The sequence below is a fragment of the Microcoleus sp. K5-D4 genome (genome assembly GCF_036704575.1).
Lineage (GTDB): Bacteria > Cyanobacteriota > Cyanobacteriia > Cyanobacteriales > Microcoleaceae > Microcoleus.
In genome coordinates, this window is sequence record NZ_JAUBSD010000117.1 from 1 (window position 1) to 17,016 (window position 17,016).

Consider the following 17,016-nt stretch of genomic DNA (forward strand, 5'->3'; position numbering starts at 1 on the left):
GGAATTTGCGTATTCCGAGGCGCGAGTCGTTTCCCTTAAAGAAGTCAACCTATTGCGTCCTCCAAAAGTGAGTTTAGCGGTAGATACAGCCTTGGATTTAGAGCTTCTGAAACGGCCAGCGACCTTATTTATTTAGCTCATTCTTATTTAACCTATCTATCAGTTTGCCCTATTTTTGCAGCACTGCCATCCGCGATCGCACGGAATTTATATTCTGCGTGTTTTCCCTTACTTCCGGCAAACGGCCAATTACCGACGATCAATCCGATATCCTACTGTTGAAACCGCAAGGTAAACGCATCTTAACTTTAACCCAAAATATGCTACAGTTATAGCCGACTAATTTTCTATATATTTTCTTGTAGTGTGGTGGTGCTATCAATGGCAAGAGGTTTTAGTAAAGCTGTAACTCCCCAACAAAAACAAATAGATTCATTGCCTTCCCTGAATATTTTAAATGCCAGTTTTTGAGAATACTTGGCCAACTTGAAAGACCAAATAATAGAAATAAGTAAAGAACATTTGCTCAAAGATATTAGATCAATTGCGATTCTAGCTATCATCAGCGGTGCAGAGGGGTAGGTCCGGAATAGAAGCCTATGGTAAGGCTAAATATGAATGATTAAAAAGCTTTCTAGAATTACCCAATCGTATATCATCTCATGACAGGTTTAGTCGAGTGTTTGCCAGAATTGAAAAGCAGCAGTTTCAAGAAATTTTTTTGAGTTGGGTAAATGCGATAGTCGGGGAATTAGAACTAAACGTGATTGCCATTGATGGCAAAACGATCTTATGACCGAAATGACCAGCAAAAAGCGCTACATATAGTTACTGCCTGGTCTTCATCTCATCAATTAGTTTTAGGACAAAACAAGCCCATAGACAATCTAATGAGCTAACAGCAATTTCGGCATTAATAGAAATGTTAGAACTGGTGGGTCGTGTAATAACCATAGATGCTATGGTATGCCAAAAAGACATAGCCTCTTTGATTGTCCAGAAAAAAGGGGATTATGTTTTAGCTTTAAAAGGCAATCAAAAAATCCTCTACAAAGCTGTGAAAGAGTGGTTTGAGGTAGCGAACAAAGAAGATTATTTATGCAATAATTAAAATTATTATGAGCGAGTAGAAGCGGTAGATCATCGAGTGAAAAAAAGACAAGTCTGGACTATTGATGTATCCGAGTTACCATCTCTGCATAATCAAGAATTAGGGACGGGATTAAAAACGGTTGTCATGATAGTTAGTGAACGACGGGTGTGGAATAAAACCACGACAGAAGCTCGTTTTTATTTGAGTAGTTTAAGTAGTAATGCTGAGACAATTGCTGGGGCGCTCCGCAGTCACTGGGGCATTGAAAATAGCTTACATTGGACGCTAGACGTTACATTTTGTGAAGATGAAAGCCGAATTCGGAAACAGAACTCTCCAGAAAATTTTGCACTTCTACGTCGCGAGTGCTATAAACTTACTGAAACAAGAAAAAACTTCAAAACAAAGTCTAAAAATGAAACGGTATCGCGCTGCAATGGACAATAATTATTTAGTGAAAATTTTAAACTCGGCCAGTTAATACTCGAAATATAATAGCCATCTAAGAAGGAAAATTATCCGGCTTTAAGAAGTTCAGAAAATCTTAAGGTTGTGATTTAATCTGCTCAAGTCGGGTTAAAATTAAGAATTTTAAGAAGGTTTTTTTAGTTAGTTATGAATGCACAAAATCACGTTTTTGTCAAATTAATTTAGATGCGTTTACCCTGGTTGAAACCGCTTCTGGTCAAACTTTCGTTCCTCTGGCTTGAGACTAAAGAATAAAGCCCGTCGGCTACCGCGAACCTTTGCAAACCCATTTCCACAAAGGATGACTCGGCCCCTGTTGGCGAATGCGGCGAACTTGTCGTTCCAAACCCTCTTTTTCCCGCAGGGGCAATCCTCGCACCATATTGCGACTTTGCCAAGTTAGCACAGCTAAAGTCATTCCCAAGCACAAACCCAAACCCAGAGTCGGCCAGCGATGAAAAGATAAACCGTAGCGCACCGCCGCCCAAGTGAAGTGTTCTAACCACAAAGCGATTTCGCGGCGCAAACTCCAAATGCTCAAAGAACCGATGCTAGTCCACAGCAATATCACAGTTAACCAGCGACCGTAAACTGTTAGTTTGTGAAGCCTTTGGACTTCAATTTGAAAAGTTTGGTCAGTAGTCATTTGTTATTTGTCATTTATCATTGGTGATTGATTATTGATGATTTATTATTAGTCAGTCAACAGTTAACCGTCAACAGTTAACCGTCAACAGTTAACCGTCAACAGTCAATTAAACTTCCTCTGACTGGTTGATTCCTTCTGCGGGGACGGGGATAGACTGGCCCGGACGACTGCGCCACCAAGCTAGCAGCGTACTGGCAATGAAAATACTCGAATACGCACCCGCAATAAAACCGACAATCAAAGCTAAAGCAAAGTATTTGAGGGTTTCGCCGCCAAACAAAAAGATGGAAAACAGTGTCAGGAGAGTAGCAAAAGTCGTGTTAATTGACCTTCCCATGGTCTGCATAACAGCATCATCGACAATTTGATTGATCGACTGTCCCGGATTTAGCTTGATTATTTCTCGCACGCGATCGTAAATTACCACTGTATCGTTAACAGAAAAACCGATGATTGTCAAGAGCGCGACCACAAATAAACTGTCAACTTCCACTCCTTGAACTAAACCCAAAAACGAGAAAACACCAAGAGTAACCAACACGTCATGGAACAGAGCAACGAAAGCAAAAAAGGCGTAATCTAACTGAAAGCGGAACGTTAGATAAACCGTAATTCCAGCAAACGAAAGAAATAAAGCCAACAATCCCGAAGTAAATAATTGTTTACCGAGGGTAGGCCCAACCGTATCAATTTGAGTAGATTGAGGAGCAAAAGCGCCTATCTTTTCGCTCAAAGCTGTTTGCAAATTCGTCCGCTGTTCGACATCCAAAGTTTTCGTTCGCAGCGATAAACCTCGCTGTTCTTGGCCGATAACTTGAATGCTGCTGCCTGCCAAACCTTGGGCGTCCAGGACTTCGCGGACAGCAGCAATATCGATTGGTTTACAATTTTCCGGTTTCGTGCAGTCGAGTTCAAATTGCAGGCGAGTGCCGCCGATAAAGTCCAAACTGGGGCGCAGCGGTGCGCGGATGTCGGGACGAGTCCAAGAAATCGCCATCGACACTATACCTGCAAGGATTATAGCGGCGGAAATACTCCACCAGAGCGATCGCTGTTTGATAACACTGAATTTCATAATTTGAAGGAAGACGGAAGTTCGGCAACGGATTGTGTAACGGATGTAACGGATTGAAGGAAGAAGTCAGTAGTTATTGGTTATTGGTTATTAGTAGCAGCTAACTAACACATAGCTAATAACTAATAACTAATAACAACAGTTAACTATTAGCAGTTTTCGACAAATTGGGACAGAACCACTGAGGTTTTCGCAGCGCGGGAAAGCTTAACACTACCAAAAGTAGAGTGCGGCTGCAAGTAATAGCAGAAAACATACTCACTACTACGCCCAATCCCAGAGTTACAGCAAACCCTTTAACTAAACCAGCGCCCAACCAGAACAAAGCAACACAAGCAATAACCGTTGTGACGTTGCCATCTAAAATGCTGGAAAAAGCGCGGTAAAAACCAGATTCGACCGATCGATAAAGCGATTTCCCTGCCCGCAACTCTTCCCGCGTGCGCTCAAAAATCAGCACGTTAGCATCCACGGCCATCCCGATGCTGAGCACAAAACCAGCAATTCCCGGCAGCGTTAATGTCACTCCCAAAAGCACGAAAGCTGCCCAAGTTAACAGAGCATAAATTAACAGCGCAATATTGGCAATTACGCCGGGGAGCCGATAGTAGACAACCATGAAAATCAAGACTAAAACTAAGCCACCTATACCTGCGTTAATACTGCTTTGAATGCTGTCTTTACCCAGGCTAGCGCCGATCGTGCGGTTTTCTACAATTTCGACCGGCACCGGCAAAGCACCGCCACGCAATTGCACTGCTAAATCGTTTGCTTCTTGCGTTGTAAAGTTGCCTTGAATTACGGCACTCCCACCAGTAATTCCTGTCTGGGCAAATTCAACGCCGACGACTGGAGAACTGATCATTATGTCGTCTAGGAAAATACCGATACTGCGTCCGGTGCCTGCTAAATTTTTAGTGAGTTGGGCAAAGAGTTCGCCTCCTTTGGTATCGAAAACAAGAGCAACGTTCCAGTTGTTCCCAGCCGCCAAGGGTTGAGGTTGAGCGTCTTTGAGGTTTTCGCCACCGAGGCCGGTGCTTTTAAAGAGTTTGGCGATCGCCTCATTGCTTCTTTTCAAAGCAGCCTGATTTTCTTTAATAGCCGCCTCATTCGGGCTAGTTTTCAATTCTGCTTGTTTGACCAGCAATTCCTGCTGCAACTGCCTTTCAATGCCTAATTGTGCTTCTGTTCCGGGCAGTTGTTCCAGAAATTCTAGCTTGGCAGTGCCGCCCAAGACTCGTTCTGCTTGCTGTGGGTCATTTACTCCGGGCAACTGCACGAGAATTTGGTCTTCTCCTACTGTTTGGACTAATGCTTCGGAAACGCCCAAACCGTTAACCCGGTTTTCGACAATCCGCCGCACTGCTTCTAACATTCCCTGGTCAATTTTGGGAATTGTGGGGGTAGTTTTTACTTGAATTGTGAGTTGCGACCCTCCTTGCAAGTCTAATCCCAGCCGCGTCGGAATTGTTACTATTACAGTAATGGCGGCGATGATTAAAACCAAAATTAGGGCTAATATTGAACGTTGTTTTTGCATATTTAATTATTAGTCATTGGTCAGTTGGCAGTTGTCAGTTGGCAGTTGGCGGTTGGCAGATTTTAGTCAACAGTCATCAGTCATCCGTCAACAGTCATCAGTCAACAGTCAACAGTCAACCAATGACTATTGACTAATCACTATTTATACTCGCAAAGCTACCATTTTTTGGACTGCTTCGACAATTTGAGTGGGCTGGACAATTGTCAGTCTTTCCAAATTCCCGTTGTAAGGTGTGGGAATATCTTGTGAAGACAGGCGCAAAACCGGTGCGTCGAGTTCGTCAAAAAATCGATCGCTAATCGAAGCAATTAGTTCGGCACCGATGCCTCCAGTTTTCATGCACTCCTCTACAATAATTACTTTGTGAGTTTTGCGAATGGATGCGCCGATGGTCTCCATGTCCAGGGGTTTGAGAGAAATCAGGTCGATTACTTCTGGATCGTAACCTTCTTTTACCAGGGCGGGCACGGCTTGCATGACGTGGTGTCGCATCCTCGAATATGTCACGATTGTGACATCTTTGCCCGATCGCACAATTTCTGCTTTGTCCAGCGGCACTAAATATTCTGTTTCTGGCAAATTTTCTTTGAGGTTGTAAAGAAGAACGTGCTCGAAAAACAGAACCGGGTTATCGTCGCGGATGGCTGATTTTAAGAGTCCTTTGGCGTTGTAGGGAGTCGAACAGGCGACTATTTTCAAACCGGGTACTGCTTGGAAATATGCTTCTAAGCGCTGGGAGTGTTCCGCGCCGAGTTGCCGGCCCACGCCGCCAGGCCCGCGAATTACCATTGGCATTTTGAAGTTGCCGCCGGATGTGTAGCGCAGCATTCCGGCGTTGTTGGAAATTTGGTTGAAGGCCAGCAGCAAAAAGCCCATGTTCATGCCTTCGATGACCGGCCGCAGTCCCGTCATTGCTGCGCCTACTGCTAGGCCTGTAAAGCTATTTTCGGCGATCGGGGTGTCGAGCACTCTAAGTTCGCCGTATTTGTTATAGAGGTCTTTGGTGACTTTATAGGAACCGCCATATTGACCTACGTCTTCGCCGAGTACGAATACGGCGGAGTCGCGGGCCATTTCTTCGTCTAACGCCTCGCGGAGGGCGTTGAACAATAAGGTTTCTGCCATAGGAGGTGAAGCAATGATTGCAGGAGGGTCAGATTAGAATCTTAACCTTTTGGGGGTGTCGATCTAGGAGTCGATCGCAAATTCGGCAATTGAACCGTGGACGGTTGGCAAGACAGATATCATAATTATTTAAATTTGTCAAGTGTCGGGATTTATATCTCTGAAAAATGTTTTTGCAATAAATCGTGAATAAATCGATAGCGCCGATCGCCAGTTTTTTGCAGCAGCAGGCGATCGGTCGCAGCATCGAGAAAACGCTTATAATCCCAAGGAATGTAGCCGTTCGACCACAGCACCAGGCGCAATATAAAACTTTCAATCCCCGGAATTCCCGGCAAAAAAGCACTAATTACCGCAGCAACAGCACCCGCAATTAATCCCCAAATTGACCCGGAGACTAGGCTGGCAATTAATCCCAAAATCACCCAAATCAGCCCGCCCACCAGCTTAACTCCAAACTGATACTTGCGCCGTTCCTCCTTTGTTTGCAGCCAGCTAGACGGTATGCGATCGAGGTAAAATTCTTGAATTCCTTGCTCTTCCATCCTTCTGGCCAACCATCCCAGCCAGTGGCGAATTTGTTCCGGCCGCAGTTCATTTCCTCTGGGATACTGCTTGACTTCCCCGGTGATTTGGTGGCGGATATAGGCAGTTAACAGATATTTGCGCTGTTCTTCTGCGGAAGTTATGCGCTTCCAAGCTTCAATTAAAATATCGTCGTAAGCCAAAGCCATCATGCTCAGAAGCAAGGGAACTTTTGCCAATTTCAACAACTCCGGCTCATGCTCAATGCTGTACCAAAGTTCGCGGCTTCTGGCTTCTAGCAGATAATTTTGGATTTTAGTTTCTGTTAAAGGTTTCAATAAAACCGCTGCTTGTAGGCGAAATCTAGTCTCGCAGTTTTTGTAAGCTTCAAAACTGCTGCAAGCTACTAAATGTTTGGGTTTAAATTCGCTTTCAACAAATTGATTGATTGCTTGAATGCAGATATTTTGACGGTGGGTTTCTACTTCATCCAATCCGTCGAGGAGAGGCAGCAATTTTTGTTCGGCAAGCCATTTTTTGCCCACAGCAGGAGAGATGCGGTATTTGAACTGAAGTTGAGCAATTAACCAATCTGCGATCGCCCCGGATTCTGCTTTCCACGATCCGAGTTCAAACAGCACTGGTACGGGCAAACTAGCATCTTTTTGGGCGCGGGAAACTAACACGCGAGCTAATTCTAGCAGCGTCGTAGTTTTGCCTGCACCCGTCGCTCCCAAAATTACCAATTTACCGCCGGCGCGATCGAACACTTTAGCAATGCTTGCTTTGGGAGGAAGCCGAAAACTCGGACGGTTGCCCGCTTTCACTTCCACATCCCAACACCGGTTAACACCAAGAGGCTGCGAGTCTTGACTGAGGTTAGCCAGCACAGCGGCGTGCAAAGACTGCGATCGTCCTGCTTGGACTTCCTGCTTCACCTCCTCCAACAATCGATCGCGGGGCGGTTGTAATCTCAGAGGAATCAATTTTGACATTTTATGTACCTCGCGCTGAACGCTTACCTTCGCAAATTGGCGCGCAAATAACCCAGAGCAAGATTACCATCAGTATAGGCGTCCAGTATATATTGACTCAAATTATTGCGACAATTATGGATCTGAAATTTTATCTAAAAATCCTGACCCTGTGGCCCGCACTAGGTATTTCGACTATAAATTAACTGGCGATCGCCCCAACTCCCAAACAAAAATTATTAGTATAGATACAGAGAGGGTTTTTTATGTCATTTACGAAGGGTCAAATCATCACAGTAAGCTTAGCAGGACTGGCAACAGCGGTGGGAGTGGCTGTTGCAACTATACAGTCGGGTGCGATGAAACAATCCGATCTTCCCCTTGCAGAATCCCCGGCATCCACCAGAAACCAGATTGCAGGGCCGACGAACAACCCTGAATCTGGGCAACCAAAATCTCTGCAAGCACAAACCCCGGCTGCAGAATCTCCGAAATCCCCACCCCAACCTGCAAAAACCCCGGCTGTTCAATCCTCGCTAGTTGCAGGAGTCCCTCCACGAAAAGTTGAGGCAGTAGTTGTCACACCCCCAGATTCGGGTTGCAAAATCAGCCAAGCTGTAGTCAGCGATCCGAATCCACCGCTAAATGTGCGATCGATCCCGCAAGTAAGGGGCAGCCAAATAGTAGGAAAACTCAAAAATAATACCTTTGTTTCAGTCGCCGAAGAACAAAACGGTTGGCTGCGAATTACCGATCCCGTTCCCGGTTGGGTTGCGAAAAGACGCACCGAAAGCAGTTGTTCTAATGTCAACCAGCAGATTAATTTTCTGCCAGGAGGAGATGAGGCGATCGTCAAAGGTCGAATTATCGGTGGCGGCAGCCACTCTTACCGGATTCGCGCCCGAAAAGGTCAAACAATGACTGTTAGGAATCGGCAAGAAGTTTTCCCGCAAATTATAACTCCTCGTGGCAAACTTTTAGCCGGAGATCCTTATCAAGGCAATGAAACAGAGTGGAGTGGAAAAGTGCCAGTAACAGGCAATTACACATTACAATTAGACTCGAATTTCCGGGGATACGAATACGAATTTTCGGTAAAATTGCGATAATTTTCCTGACATCTGTGGGGATACAGCAGTACCTTGTCTTCCTCAAATCTGCGACTTTTAATAAATAGTGGAATTAAGGAATCTCGGAAAGCGATATATCAAGAATCGCAAATTTCTGCCAATCTTCCGAATCAAAGTGCCACCATTCGGTTGTGATACTCATAAATCCGTGTTTTTTCATCGCATTCTTAAGCACTTGACGATTTTTCCGAGATTCCGCGCTGCCGCCTTGATAATCTCCGTGAGCTTTTTCGGTAAAATCATCGTAAGGTGTAGGCATTTCTAATTCTTTGCCAGTGCGATCGACTAAAGTCAAATCTATAGCAGCACCGCGATTGTGCCGCGAACCCCTAGCAGGATTAGCAACATAGCGCGGATCTGGCCAAGCTTGCCACATTTGCTTAGTCACAGAGAAAGGCCTGTAGCAATCGTAAACTTTCAAACCCCATCCGATTTTTTCCAAATCTGTTTGAACTAGCCCTAACTTTTGAGCAACAGAACTTCTCAAAGCGCATTTCGATATAGGGTAAAGCTTTCGTTTCAAGAAATTGTTAGTAGTGGCGTATCGGATATCGAGGCGAATGTTGGGATTTACGGTGCGGATGTCAACGAGTCGTGCCGAAGGGGGAAGTTGACTCATGAAAATACTTTCAGGTACTACAGGGTTTGGTTCTGGTTGGGTAATTTGCACTTGTGGCGGCTCCTGGGCGCGAATCGATGTTGTATAATTCAGTGTGGTTGTAGATAGTAATATTAGAGAGAATACAATTAAATATTTTGTCAATCGGTTTAATTTCATAGCTCTGTTAAGTGGATATTTAATAGAGTTTTTACATTTCATATCTTGGGGAATTTTCGCCCTTTTCGTCTTGTCTGCCAGCCCGCCAGACCGACAGGGGTTGAAACCCATGTCTCATAGCTAAAGTCCTCTGAAGAGGACTGAAATATTTCTCTAAAACTTTTATTTTATGAGTCTTTCAGTCGGTTTTAACCGACTTTAGCTATGAGACGGGGGTTTAAACCCCCGGCGGACTGTGGGACAAGCACGAGAACGCTCTCTTCTCTCTATGAGTCATTTTTAATTGTTAATTGTCCTCAAATTCCCAAGCGCTGATACACTAAATCTAAGTGCCTCAATTGATACTGCGGATCGAAACAATCATCAATTTCTTTGGTAGTCATCTTAGCTGTTACCCGATCGTCCTTAGCAATTAAATTGTAGAAATTGCCGCCCGGTTTGTTCCAGGCTTCGTGAGCACAAGATTGCACAATTTTGTAGGCGTCTTCGCGACTCGTGCCTTTTTCTACTAAGGCTAACATCACCCGCTGGCTGAAGATGACTCCGCCGTAAAGGTTCATGTTTTGCTTCATGTTTTCGGGATAGACTAGCAGGTGTTTTACTAAGTCTGTGGTTTCTACTAACATGAAGTGAGTTACTGTAGAACTGTCGGGCAAAATCATCCGTTCTACGGAACTGTGAGAGATGTCTCTTTCGTGCCAAAGCGCTACGTTTTCTAAGGCTGCGACGGCATTGGCGCGGACAATTCTCGCCATTCCTGTGAGTCTTTCCGATCGAATCGGGTTGCGTTTGTGGGGCATGGCGGATGAGCCTTTTTGCCCTTTGGAAAAGAATTCTTCGACTTCGAGAACGTCGGTGCGTTGCAGGTTGCGGATTTCTACTGCAAAACGCTCGATCGATGCTGCTAAGAGTGCTAAGGTTTGGACGTATTCGGCGTGTCGATCGCGCGAAATGACTTGAGTCGATGCGGTATCGGGTTCGAGTCCGAGGTTTTGACAGGCGATCGCTTCAATTCGCGGATCGATATTAGCATAGGTTCCGACTGCGCCGGAGATTTTGCCGACTGCAATCGACGATCGCAAATTCACTAATCGGGCGCGGTTGCGAAAGACTTCGGCCAGCCATCCTGCTAGTTTAAAGCCAAAGGTGATGGGTTCGGCGTGAATTCCGTGCGATCGGCCAACCATGACGGTATTGCGATGCTGTTGAGCCTGATAGCGAATAGCTTGACTCAATTCTTCGACACGTTCTAACAAGATATTGACGCTAGCGACTAATTGCAGCGCCAAAGCGGTATCGAGCACATCGGAACTGGTTAAACCGAGGTGGATGTAGCGGCCGGCATCGCCTACATATTCGTTGACATTTGTCAAGAAGGCGATCATGTCGTGGCGGACTTCGGCTTCTATTTCGAGGACTCGTTTGGGGTCAAAATTAGCCTTTGCTTTGATTTCTTCGACTGCGGCGGCGGGGATGTAGCCGAGTTCGGCTTGAGCTTCGCAGACAGCGATTTCTACTTGCAGCCAGCTTTTCAGTTTGGCGGTTTCAGTCCAGATGTTGCCCATTTCGGGCAAAGTGTAGCGCTCTATCACGGTGGGAGTTGGGGAATGCGATCGTCCTATTGTACCTCTGCGAGGCATCCGTCTTCAGTCGGGATGGGGAATTTGAATGGTTATTTGCCTATGGCTGTGTTTGGTAAACGCGATGACTCAAATTTTTCTATCAAAGCATATTTAACATCAAATTGGTGCAAAAAAAACACCTTAAAATACAAATATAGGTATATAATGGATGTGTTACACAATCAAGCACTTTTATGAGCACACAGCAGTTCAAAAATACACAAACTTGCTTTCATACTGGACAAGCCCCGCGTCCCCCAAATGTTAAGCGGATGTCCGTCACTTTATCTGCGGATGCTGCTGAACTATTGGAATGGCTTGCTACAACCCAAGGGATAACTCAAATTGAGGCGCTTCGGAAAGCTATTGCAACCGAGGCTTACCTTCACAAAGAGATAAAACAAGGGTCTAAAGTTTTACTTCTAAATTCGGACAAAGAAGTGCGGGAAGTAATATTTAGATAATGCAAGCTGCGGGGGGCTAAACAAGTCATTAATCCTTCATTAATCCTTGAAAAAACAAACCCCCATAAACACCAGCATGAACACAAAACAGTACGATCCGCACAACTATAGCTATATCCAGCCTAATGATAACGATACTCTTGAGGAAATCGTTTTGATCGGTCAACTGGATACTAGCGACTACGTTGGTAGCGTCCCCCCTAGCGAGGAAGTCTGCCAAAATCTAGAGGCTTGGGTTGGTAAAAATCGAGAGCGGACGCGCTCAAAAATAGCTAATCGTTTGCTCACAATGTTTGCTACGTCGCTGGTTACGACTTTTGTTGTAGTAGGGGTAAGCTCGTTAATGCCAAATTCTGATAAAGGGTTACTCAAGGATTTAATTCCCCTGATCATTACTCCCCAAGTAGGTTTGCTGGGAGTTACCATAGGGTTTTACTTCGATAAGGATTAATCTGACAATCGAACCTGGCTCAAAAGTGCGATCGCGTCATTCCCTTTGATGCGATCGCCTGTCCACTTTAACGAAACAATTGAGGTGCTTAGGCAAATCGAAGCAGAGGAGACAGAACCATGAAATATACAATTGTTATCCAATGGTCAGAAGAAGATCGATGCTTTGTCGTGTTTTTGCCTGAATTTGAGGATGTAATGCAGCCGGTAACTCACGGAGATTCTTATGAAGAAGCTATCTACAATGCGCGAGAGGTACTGGAGTTACTAATCGAAAGTTGCCAAGCTGAAGGTAAACCATTGCCAGCAATTAAGAAGCTAGAACGATTATTTCAGATTCCTTCGCACGACGTGGGCATATTTGTACAAAGCCGTATATAATATACTGTTTAGAGATACTGAATGTGAACGATCGTACAAAGATTTTATTGAGGTTAACTATGAACGTCGATAGTCAATATTCTGGATCACTAGAAAAGACGCATTTGGATTTTTTGCATTGTGTTTATCAAGCTGCTTCCGAACTCAATAGAACTACTAAAAATATCTCTCTTCGTTATATTGCTAATTCTCTACTTTTATCGAGAGGTGAAATTTTAGTTATTTCAAAATACTTATCCACGGAGGATTTTATAAAAAAAGATAATCCATTGGATGAGATTGATTGTCATGTTTGGATTACACCTAAAGGAATAGCTGAAGTGGAGAAGATCGCGAGTACAAATAAACCAAAAAATCAGGTTGATCGAGCTTTAAATGTGTCACCCAATCACCATTTTATTGATGAAGGCAGACTACAGGAACTTAAAGAAATTTCATCAAAAAAATCAAAATTTGATCTTTCAAAACTTATAAAATTATCTGAGGAACTAAATAGTAACTATTCTCATGAAAATTATTTTGCTACTGCCATGCTTACTCGTGCAATTATGGATCATGTACCTCCCATATTTGGTAAAGATAAATTTACTGAAGTAGTAAATAATTACAGGGGTACCACATCTTTCAAAAAATCGATGAAAAACCTAGATGATTTCCAAAGAAATATAAGTGATGGTATTCTGCATGAGCAAATTAGAGATAGCGCATCTCTCCCCAACAAAACACAAGTCAACTGCTCACAAGCTCTAGATCAACTGCTGGGAGAAATAGTAAGAATACTCAAATTAAGTAGTAGTATCTAATTTAAAATAGCTATACGTTCTGAATCTGTTCGGGAGGTTTAATCGTAACTAAGCTAGGTTTGTTAAGTGCAATATCAGTCAAGTATGGAATAAGTGCAAAACCGATACACTCTGCTAAACGGGGCGGCACGGCATTTCCAATTTGCCACATTGCCTTTTTCATTGAACCTTCAAAAATAAATGAATCGGGGAAACTTTGCAATCTAGCCATTTCGCGAGCGGAAATAACGCGATTGAGATAAGGATGAATATGAGTGCCACCGTGATTTTCTTTAACAGTCATACTCGGTTTTCCCGGATACTGTCGCTTGAAAGCATCGGCGTAGCTTTCATACAAAGAACCGCCTGGTGGAACTTTAGCAAGTCTTTCCATGTACTCAACAGAATGACGAGTCCATTGGTGGTTAATTTCTGGTATGGGAGTATACTCTGGTAAATCATCAATTGCTGACTCAATCGCTTTGTATTGTTCGGGCAAAAATTGCGGCTTTGGATAGGGATTTTGCATCCCAAATCTATTGGCAATAAAAATGGCTCGCGGGCGGATTTGCGCGACTCCATAGGCGGCTGATTCAAGAACAGCAACGGACATATGGGGATAGCCAATTTCCTGAAAAGCCTCGCAAATCGCTTGCTTAACAGCTCCTTTCTGTATAGTCAATATTCCGGGTACGTTTTCCATAACAACATACCAAGGACGTATTTCAGAAACAACGCGGACAAACTCTCTAAATAAGCGATTTCGAGGGTCGTTGGGGTCGCGTTTTCCTGCAACTGAGAAGCCTTGACACGGCGGCCCTCCTACAACAACATGAACTTCTGGCGAACCAATTTCAGCGAGCAACTTTTGGGGATTTAAGTTTTTTATATCGTCGCACAAGTGATGGCAATCGGGAAAGTTTTTTGTGTGAGTTGCCGAGGCGATGGGATTAATTTCAACGCTTGCTACTGGTCGAAAACCTGCTTGCAATAAACCTTGGGTCATGCCGCCCGCACCGCAAAAAAGATCGACAAATGTATAGTCTGATTTTGGCAGTGACTGAGATTCAATATCAATGAATATCTTGTAGGGGTCGCAGTCATTTGCTTCTAGTTCGCGTTGGATGCGTTCGTAACGCCCTAATTTTGCTTTCTTCTGCTTTTTGGCAGGAATTGTCTCTTCCTCTTTTGAGAATAAAGACAGTTGTATTGCTTCCATTTTATATTTGTTTACTGCGTTCTATCTGATGTTGCCCACTTGAGGCAGGGTGTAGGGCTCGATCGCGCTTGGAGTCGGAGAGTGCGATCGTCCTATTGTACATCTGCGCGGGGATGCAAGACTCAGAAACCCTGTTTCTGAAAGCAACCAGGTTTTTGTAGTTTGGGCGATCCGCTACAATATGCTAAACCTCGTTAGCTGGCATTCTTCTGTATTCGCAAATAAATGGTTCCAAATGAATAGCCATTAATATTTTGGCTTGACTTCGCCCTTGAGTGCATTTACTCAAAAAGTATAAGTATTGCGATTTTCAGAGTTATTCGCTAGAATAGCCAACCTGTCAAGTAAAAAAATCCCACCAACGAGACAGACATTTCCGACATTCGCTTATGACCATTGCCTATACTCCACCTTGGCTGCTGAACAACGGCCTATTAATGACGTTGTACACCGCATTAAGGGCTAGTCGCGGTTGGGAAAAGACGATCCCTTACCCAGAACCCCCTTACCGAGAACACATCTTTACTGGCGCCTGTGGAGTCCCGATTTTCGGCTGGGTGGCCATCCCCGAAAATCCCCGATATACGATTGTCGGCACTTACGGCATTACTGGCGATCTGGATAATCAATGGTATCTGAAGCTACTAGGCCGTAAAGCCTATGCCCAAGGCTGTGCAGTGGTATTATTTGACTGGCGAGCTCACGGCAAAACTGCCCAACTCTCTCCCACCCTGACTTCTGATGGCCTATACGAAGGTGAAGATTTCGTTCGGATTGCTGCCGCTGCTAAAGAAATGGGATGTCCCGCCCCTTTTTGGTTCACGGGTTATTCCCTGGGCGGACAATTAGCCTTGTGGGCCGTAAAATCAGCTCAGACGATCGCAGATTGGGGGCCTGACTTAGGGATCGAAGAGTCAGAACTAGCAGGCGCGGCGGTGATTTGCCCCAGCTTGGACTCGAACCGTTCTCTGTCTTATCTAGTTAAAGATGAGTGGGGGAAATTTTTAGAAAAAGCGATCGCGCGACAGTTAAAAAAACTAGCAAAAAACATCGCAAAAACGCATCCAGGGGCGATCGATCCTGCAGCTATTGAACGCGCCAACAGCATTTGGGGCTTTGACCACGAACTGGTAATTGGCCAGTTAGGTTTCTCCTCTGTGGAAGAATACTATGACGCTAGCAGCGCTCTACACATTTTGCCTCACCTCAAAAAACCCACTTTCATCCTTTATGCAGCCGACGATCCGATGTTTGACCCGGTGCTTGTCCCTGAGTTGCAAGCAATTAGTGCGAACAATCCTGCCTTAGAATTAGTGGTGACAGCCTACGGCGGTCATGTTGGGCATATCAGTAGTAAACGTTGTCAGCATCAATTTGCTGATAGCGATCGGTGGTGGGCATGGAATCGGATTTTACAGTGGTTCGATGCCTTGAGTGTGGAGTGAACTACCAGACGCTGACCACTTCATTGGTACAGCGCTGGCTTCCTGATTCAACGGGAATAGCGTCCAACAAAACCGAAGTTTTGCCAGATCGACTTACATCCCCTCCACAGGCAGAAGCGCTAGTTCCTAACGCCAAAATCCGCAAGGCTTCATTTCTAATGTTGAGGGCTGCATTTACATCACGGTCATGATGAGTACCACAATGTTTACAAGTCCATGCCCTAACATCAAGAGTGAGATGCTCAACTTGATTTAGGCAGGCATGACAAGTTTTTGAGCTAGGAAACCATCGATCAATCTCAATGTATTGTTTACCTTCACTTTCAGCCTTGTACTTAAGCATTGTGCAGAACATACCCCAGCCAACATCACTAATGGCTTTGGCTAAATTATGATTCTTTACCATGCCTTTGATATTGAGATTTTCTACTGCAATAACTTGGTTTTCGTTAACTATCTTGCGGGATAGCTTGTGTAGAAAATCTTCGCGGCATCGGGCAATCTTGGAGTGAACTTTTGCCACCGCCCGTCTTGCCTTTTTCCTGTTTTGACTGCCTTTCTTTTTGCGAGAAAGCTTTTGTTGCTTGCGCTTTAAGTTTCTTTGGCGTTTGACAAAATGTTTGGGATTGCCAAACTTAGAACCATCACTGGTGATAGCAAAATGAGTTAACCCGACATCAATGCCAATAGCTTTATCTACTGGGACTAACTCAGGCTGTTCTTTCCCATCGTCAATTAAAACAGAAACAAAGTGTTTGCCGTCCGGGTTGCGAGACACGGTAACGGTCTTGATGTCGCCCTCAAAGTCACGATGTCGCCGACAGAGAACTAAACCAATTTTAGGTAAGTTGATATAGTCGCCGTCAAATTTGACATTTTGAGGGTAACTGATCGACTGCCTGCCGTGCTTGGCTTTGAATTTGGGCAGCATCGCCCTCTTGTCAAAGAAGTTTTTGTAGGCAGTAGACAAATTCAGTGCAACCACCTGCAAGCATTGAGAATAGGGTTCTTTTAACCATTCGTATTCTTTTTTAAGTGTAGGTAGCAAGCCTTGAATGTATGCCCTAGATAGTCCTTTGCCAGTATTCTTGTAAGTTTCTTGACATAGATTCAAAGCATAGTTCCAGAACCATCTCGCACAGCCAAAAGACTTTGCAAGCAAGACCTCTTGCTCATCTGTGGGATAAATTCTGTACTTGTAAGCTTTATACATTTATCAATAGTCCGGACAGTTTTTAAGCAGCCAAAGTACCATAAGACAAGACTGAAGGAAGGTTAGGGTGATTTAAAATC

Annotated in this window: 16 protein-coding genes and 1 pseudogene; 8 read left to right on the forward strand and 9 right to left on the reverse strand. The window is 44.4% G+C overall.

What is annotated here, in order from left to right:
- Window positions 1-652: 652 nt before the first annotated feature.
- Both QUA77_RS29445 and QUA77_RS26130 read left to right on the forward strand, forming a co-directional pair.
- Window positions 653-796, forward strand: coding sequence for a hypothetical protein (locus QUA77_RS29445; protein ID WP_445242223.1), 144 nt, complete (start codon window positions 653-655; stop codon window positions 794-796).
- Between the two features lie 108 nt (window positions 797-904).
- Window positions 905-1,540, forward strand: a pseudogene (locus QUA77_RS26130) (ISAs1 family transposase).
- A gap of 286 nt (window positions 1,541-1,826) precedes the next feature.
- Here the strand turns inward: QUA77_RS26130 and QUA77_RS26135 are convergent.
- The 5 genes from QUA77_RS26135 to QUA77_RS26155 form a co-directional block, all read right to left on the reverse strand.
- Window positions 1,827-2,207, reverse strand: coding sequence for a hypothetical protein (locus tag QUA77_RS26135; RefSeq protein WP_333453427.1), 381 nt, complete (start codon window positions 2,205-2,207; stop codon window positions 1,827-1,829).
- A gap of 109 nt (window positions 2,208-2,316) precedes the next feature.
- Window positions 2,317-3,285 (reverse strand): protein translocase subunit SecF, encoded by a 969-nt coding sequence (gene secF, locus QUA77_RS26140; RefSeq protein WP_333039293.1) that lies wholly within the window; start codon window positions 3,283-3,285, stop codon window positions 2,317-2,319.
- 142 nt (window positions 3,286-3,427) lie between these two features.
- Entirely contained in the window at window positions 3,428-4,825 is a 1,398-nt protein-coding gene (gene secD, locus QUA77_RS26145; protein WP_333453429.1) for a protein translocase subunit SecD, read from the reverse strand.
- A gap of 144 nt (window positions 4,826-4,969) precedes the next feature.
- The gene (locus QUA77_RS26150) at window positions 4,970-5,953 is read right to left on the reverse strand and encodes an alpha-ketoacid dehydrogenase subunit beta (RefSeq protein WP_006631063.1); all 984 of its coding nucleotides are present in this window, start codon (window positions 5,951-5,953) and stop codon (window positions 4,970-4,972) included.
- 152 nt (window positions 5,954-6,105) lie between these two features.
- The gene (locus QUA77_RS26155; protein WP_333453431.1) at window positions 6,106-7,473 is read right to left on the reverse strand and encodes an NACHT domain-containing protein; all 1,368 of its coding nucleotides are present in this window, start codon (window positions 7,471-7,473) and stop codon (window positions 6,106-6,108) included.
- Window positions 7,474-7,718: 245 nt separating this feature from the next.
- On the opposite strand from QUA77_RS26155, the gene QUA77_RS26160 reads away from it, so the two are divergent.
- Complete coding sequence (locus tag QUA77_RS26160) at window positions 7,719-8,561, forward strand: SH3 domain-containing protein (protein WP_333453433.1); 843 nt, start codon at window positions 7,719-7,721, stop codon at window positions 8,559-8,561.
- A gap of 73 nt (window positions 8,562-8,634) precedes the next feature.
- On the opposite strand, the gene QUA77_RS26165 is transcribed toward QUA77_RS26160, so the two are convergent.
- Both QUA77_RS26165 and purB read right to left on the reverse strand, forming a co-directional pair.
- Window positions 8,635-9,360, reverse strand: a complete 726-nt coding sequence (locus QUA77_RS26165; RefSeq protein ID WP_333453435.1) for a M15 family metallopeptidase — start codon at window positions 9,358-9,360, stop codon at window positions 8,635-8,637.
- Window positions 9,361-9,656: 296 nt separating this feature from the next.
- Window positions 9,657-10,952 (reverse strand): adenylosuccinate lyase, encoded by a 1,296-nt coding sequence (gene purB, locus QUA77_RS26170; protein ID WP_333039418.1) that lies wholly within the window; start codon window positions 10,950-10,952, stop codon window positions 9,657-9,659.
- A gap of 224 nt (window positions 10,953-11,176) precedes the next feature.
- Here purB and QUA77_RS26175 point away from each other — a divergent pair, with 224 nt between their 5' ends.
- The 4 genes from QUA77_RS26175 to QUA77_RS26190 all read left to right on the forward strand — a co-directional run bounded on the left by QUA77_RS26175 (window position 11,177) and on the right by QUA77_RS26190 (window position 13,080).
- The gene (locus QUA77_RS26175) at window positions 11,177-11,446 is read left to right on the forward strand and encodes a ribbon-helix-helix domain-containing protein (RefSeq protein WP_190657474.1); all 270 of its coding nucleotides are present in this window, start codon (window positions 11,177-11,179) and stop codon (window positions 11,444-11,446) included.
- A 76-nt stretch (window positions 11,447-11,522) separates the two neighbouring features.
- On the forward strand, window positions 11,523-11,897 hold the full coding sequence (locus QUA77_RS26180; protein ID WP_333337214.1) for a hypothetical protein: 375 nt from the start codon (window positions 11,523-11,525) through the stop codon (window positions 11,895-11,897).
- A 119-nt stretch (window positions 11,898-12,016) separates the two neighbouring features.
- Window positions 12,017-12,277 (forward strand): type II toxin-antitoxin system HicB family antitoxin, encoded by a 261-nt coding sequence (locus QUA77_RS26185; RefSeq protein ID WP_333337216.1) that lies wholly within the window; start codon window positions 12,017-12,019, stop codon window positions 12,275-12,277.
- A gap of 59 nt (window positions 12,278-12,336) precedes the next feature.
- Entirely contained in the window at window positions 12,337-13,080 is a 744-nt protein-coding gene (locus tag QUA77_RS26190) for a hypothetical protein (protein ID WP_333453438.1), read from the forward strand.
- A gap of 10 nt (window positions 13,081-13,090) precedes the next feature.
- On the opposite strand, the gene QUA77_RS26195 is transcribed toward QUA77_RS26190, so the two are convergent.
- Window positions 13,091-14,278, reverse strand: a complete 1,188-nt coding sequence (locus tag QUA77_RS26195) for a DNA cytosine methyltransferase (RefSeq protein WP_333453440.1) — start codon at window positions 14,276-14,278, stop codon at window positions 13,091-13,093.
- Between the two features lie 389 nt (window positions 14,279-14,667).
- Here QUA77_RS26195 and QUA77_RS26200 point away from each other — a divergent pair, with 389 nt between their 5' ends.
- Entirely contained in the window at window positions 14,668-15,723 is a 1,056-nt protein-coding gene (locus QUA77_RS26200) for an alpha/beta fold hydrolase (RefSeq protein ID WP_333453442.1), read from the forward strand.
- Between the two features lies 1 nt (window position 15,724).
- Here QUA77_RS26200 and tnpB read toward each other — a convergent pair whose 3' ends face one another.
- A complete protein-coding gene (tnpB, locus tag QUA77_RS26205; RefSeq protein ID WP_333453444.1) occupies window positions 15,725-16,936 on the reverse strand; it encodes an IS200/IS605 family element RNA-guided endonuclease TnpB in 1,212 nt (403 codons plus the stop codon).
- Window positions 16,937-17,016 lie beyond the last annotated feature (80 nt).

Excerpts from the sequence above, each read along its gene's own strand:
- QUA77_RS26135 (WP_333453427.1), bottom strand. The coding sequence starts at position 2,207 with ATGACTACTGACCAAACTTTTCAAATTGAAGTCCAAAGGCTTCACAAA.
- secF (WP_333039293.1), bottom strand. The coding sequence starts at position 3,285 with ATGAAATTCAGTGTTATCAAACAGCGATCGCTCTGGTGGAGTATTTCC.
- secD (WP_333453429.1), bottom strand. The coding sequence starts at position 4,825 with ATGCAAAAACAACGTTCAATATTAGCCCTAATTTTGGTTTTAATCATC.
- QUA77_RS26150 (WP_006631063.1), bottom strand. The coding sequence starts at position 5,953 with ATGGCAGAAACCTTATTGTTCAACGCCCTCCGCGAGGCGTTAGACGAA.
- QUA77_RS26155 (WP_333453431.1), bottom strand. The coding sequence starts at position 7,473 with ATGTCAAAATTGATTCCTCTGAGATTACAACCGCCCCGCGATCGATTG.
- QUA77_RS26160 (WP_333453433.1), top strand. The coding sequence starts at position 7,719 with ATGTCATTTACGAAGGGTCAAATCATCACAGTAAGCTTAGCAGGACTG.
- QUA77_RS26165 (WP_333453435.1), bottom strand. The coding sequence starts at position 9,360 with ATGAAATTAAACCGATTGACAAAATATTTAATTGTATTCTCTCTAATA.
- QUA77_RS26175 (WP_190657474.1), top strand. The coding sequence starts at position 11,177 with ATGAGCACACAGCAGTTCAAAAATACACAAACTTGCTTTCATACTGGA.
- QUA77_RS26180 (WP_333337214.1), top strand. The coding sequence starts at position 11,523 with ATGAACACAAAACAGTACGATCCGCACAACTATAGCTATATCCAGCCT.
- QUA77_RS26185 (WP_333337216.1), top strand. The coding sequence starts at position 12,017 with ATGAAATATACAATTGTTATCCAATGGTCAGAAGAAGATCGATGCTTT.
- QUA77_RS26190 (WP_333453438.1), top strand. The coding sequence starts at position 12,337 with ATGAACGTCGATAGTCAATATTCTGGATCACTAGAAAAGACGCATTTG.
- QUA77_RS26195 (WP_333453440.1), bottom strand. The coding sequence starts at position 14,278 with ATGGAAGCAATACAACTGTCTTTATTCTCAAAAGAGGAAGAGACAATT.
- QUA77_RS26200 (WP_333453442.1), top strand. The coding sequence starts at position 14,668 with ATGACCATTGCCTATACTCCACCTTGGCTGCTGAACAACGGCCTATTA.
- tnpB (WP_333453444.1), bottom strand. The coding sequence starts at position 16,936 with ATGTATAAAGCTTACAAGTACAGAATTTATCCCACAGATGAGCAAGAG.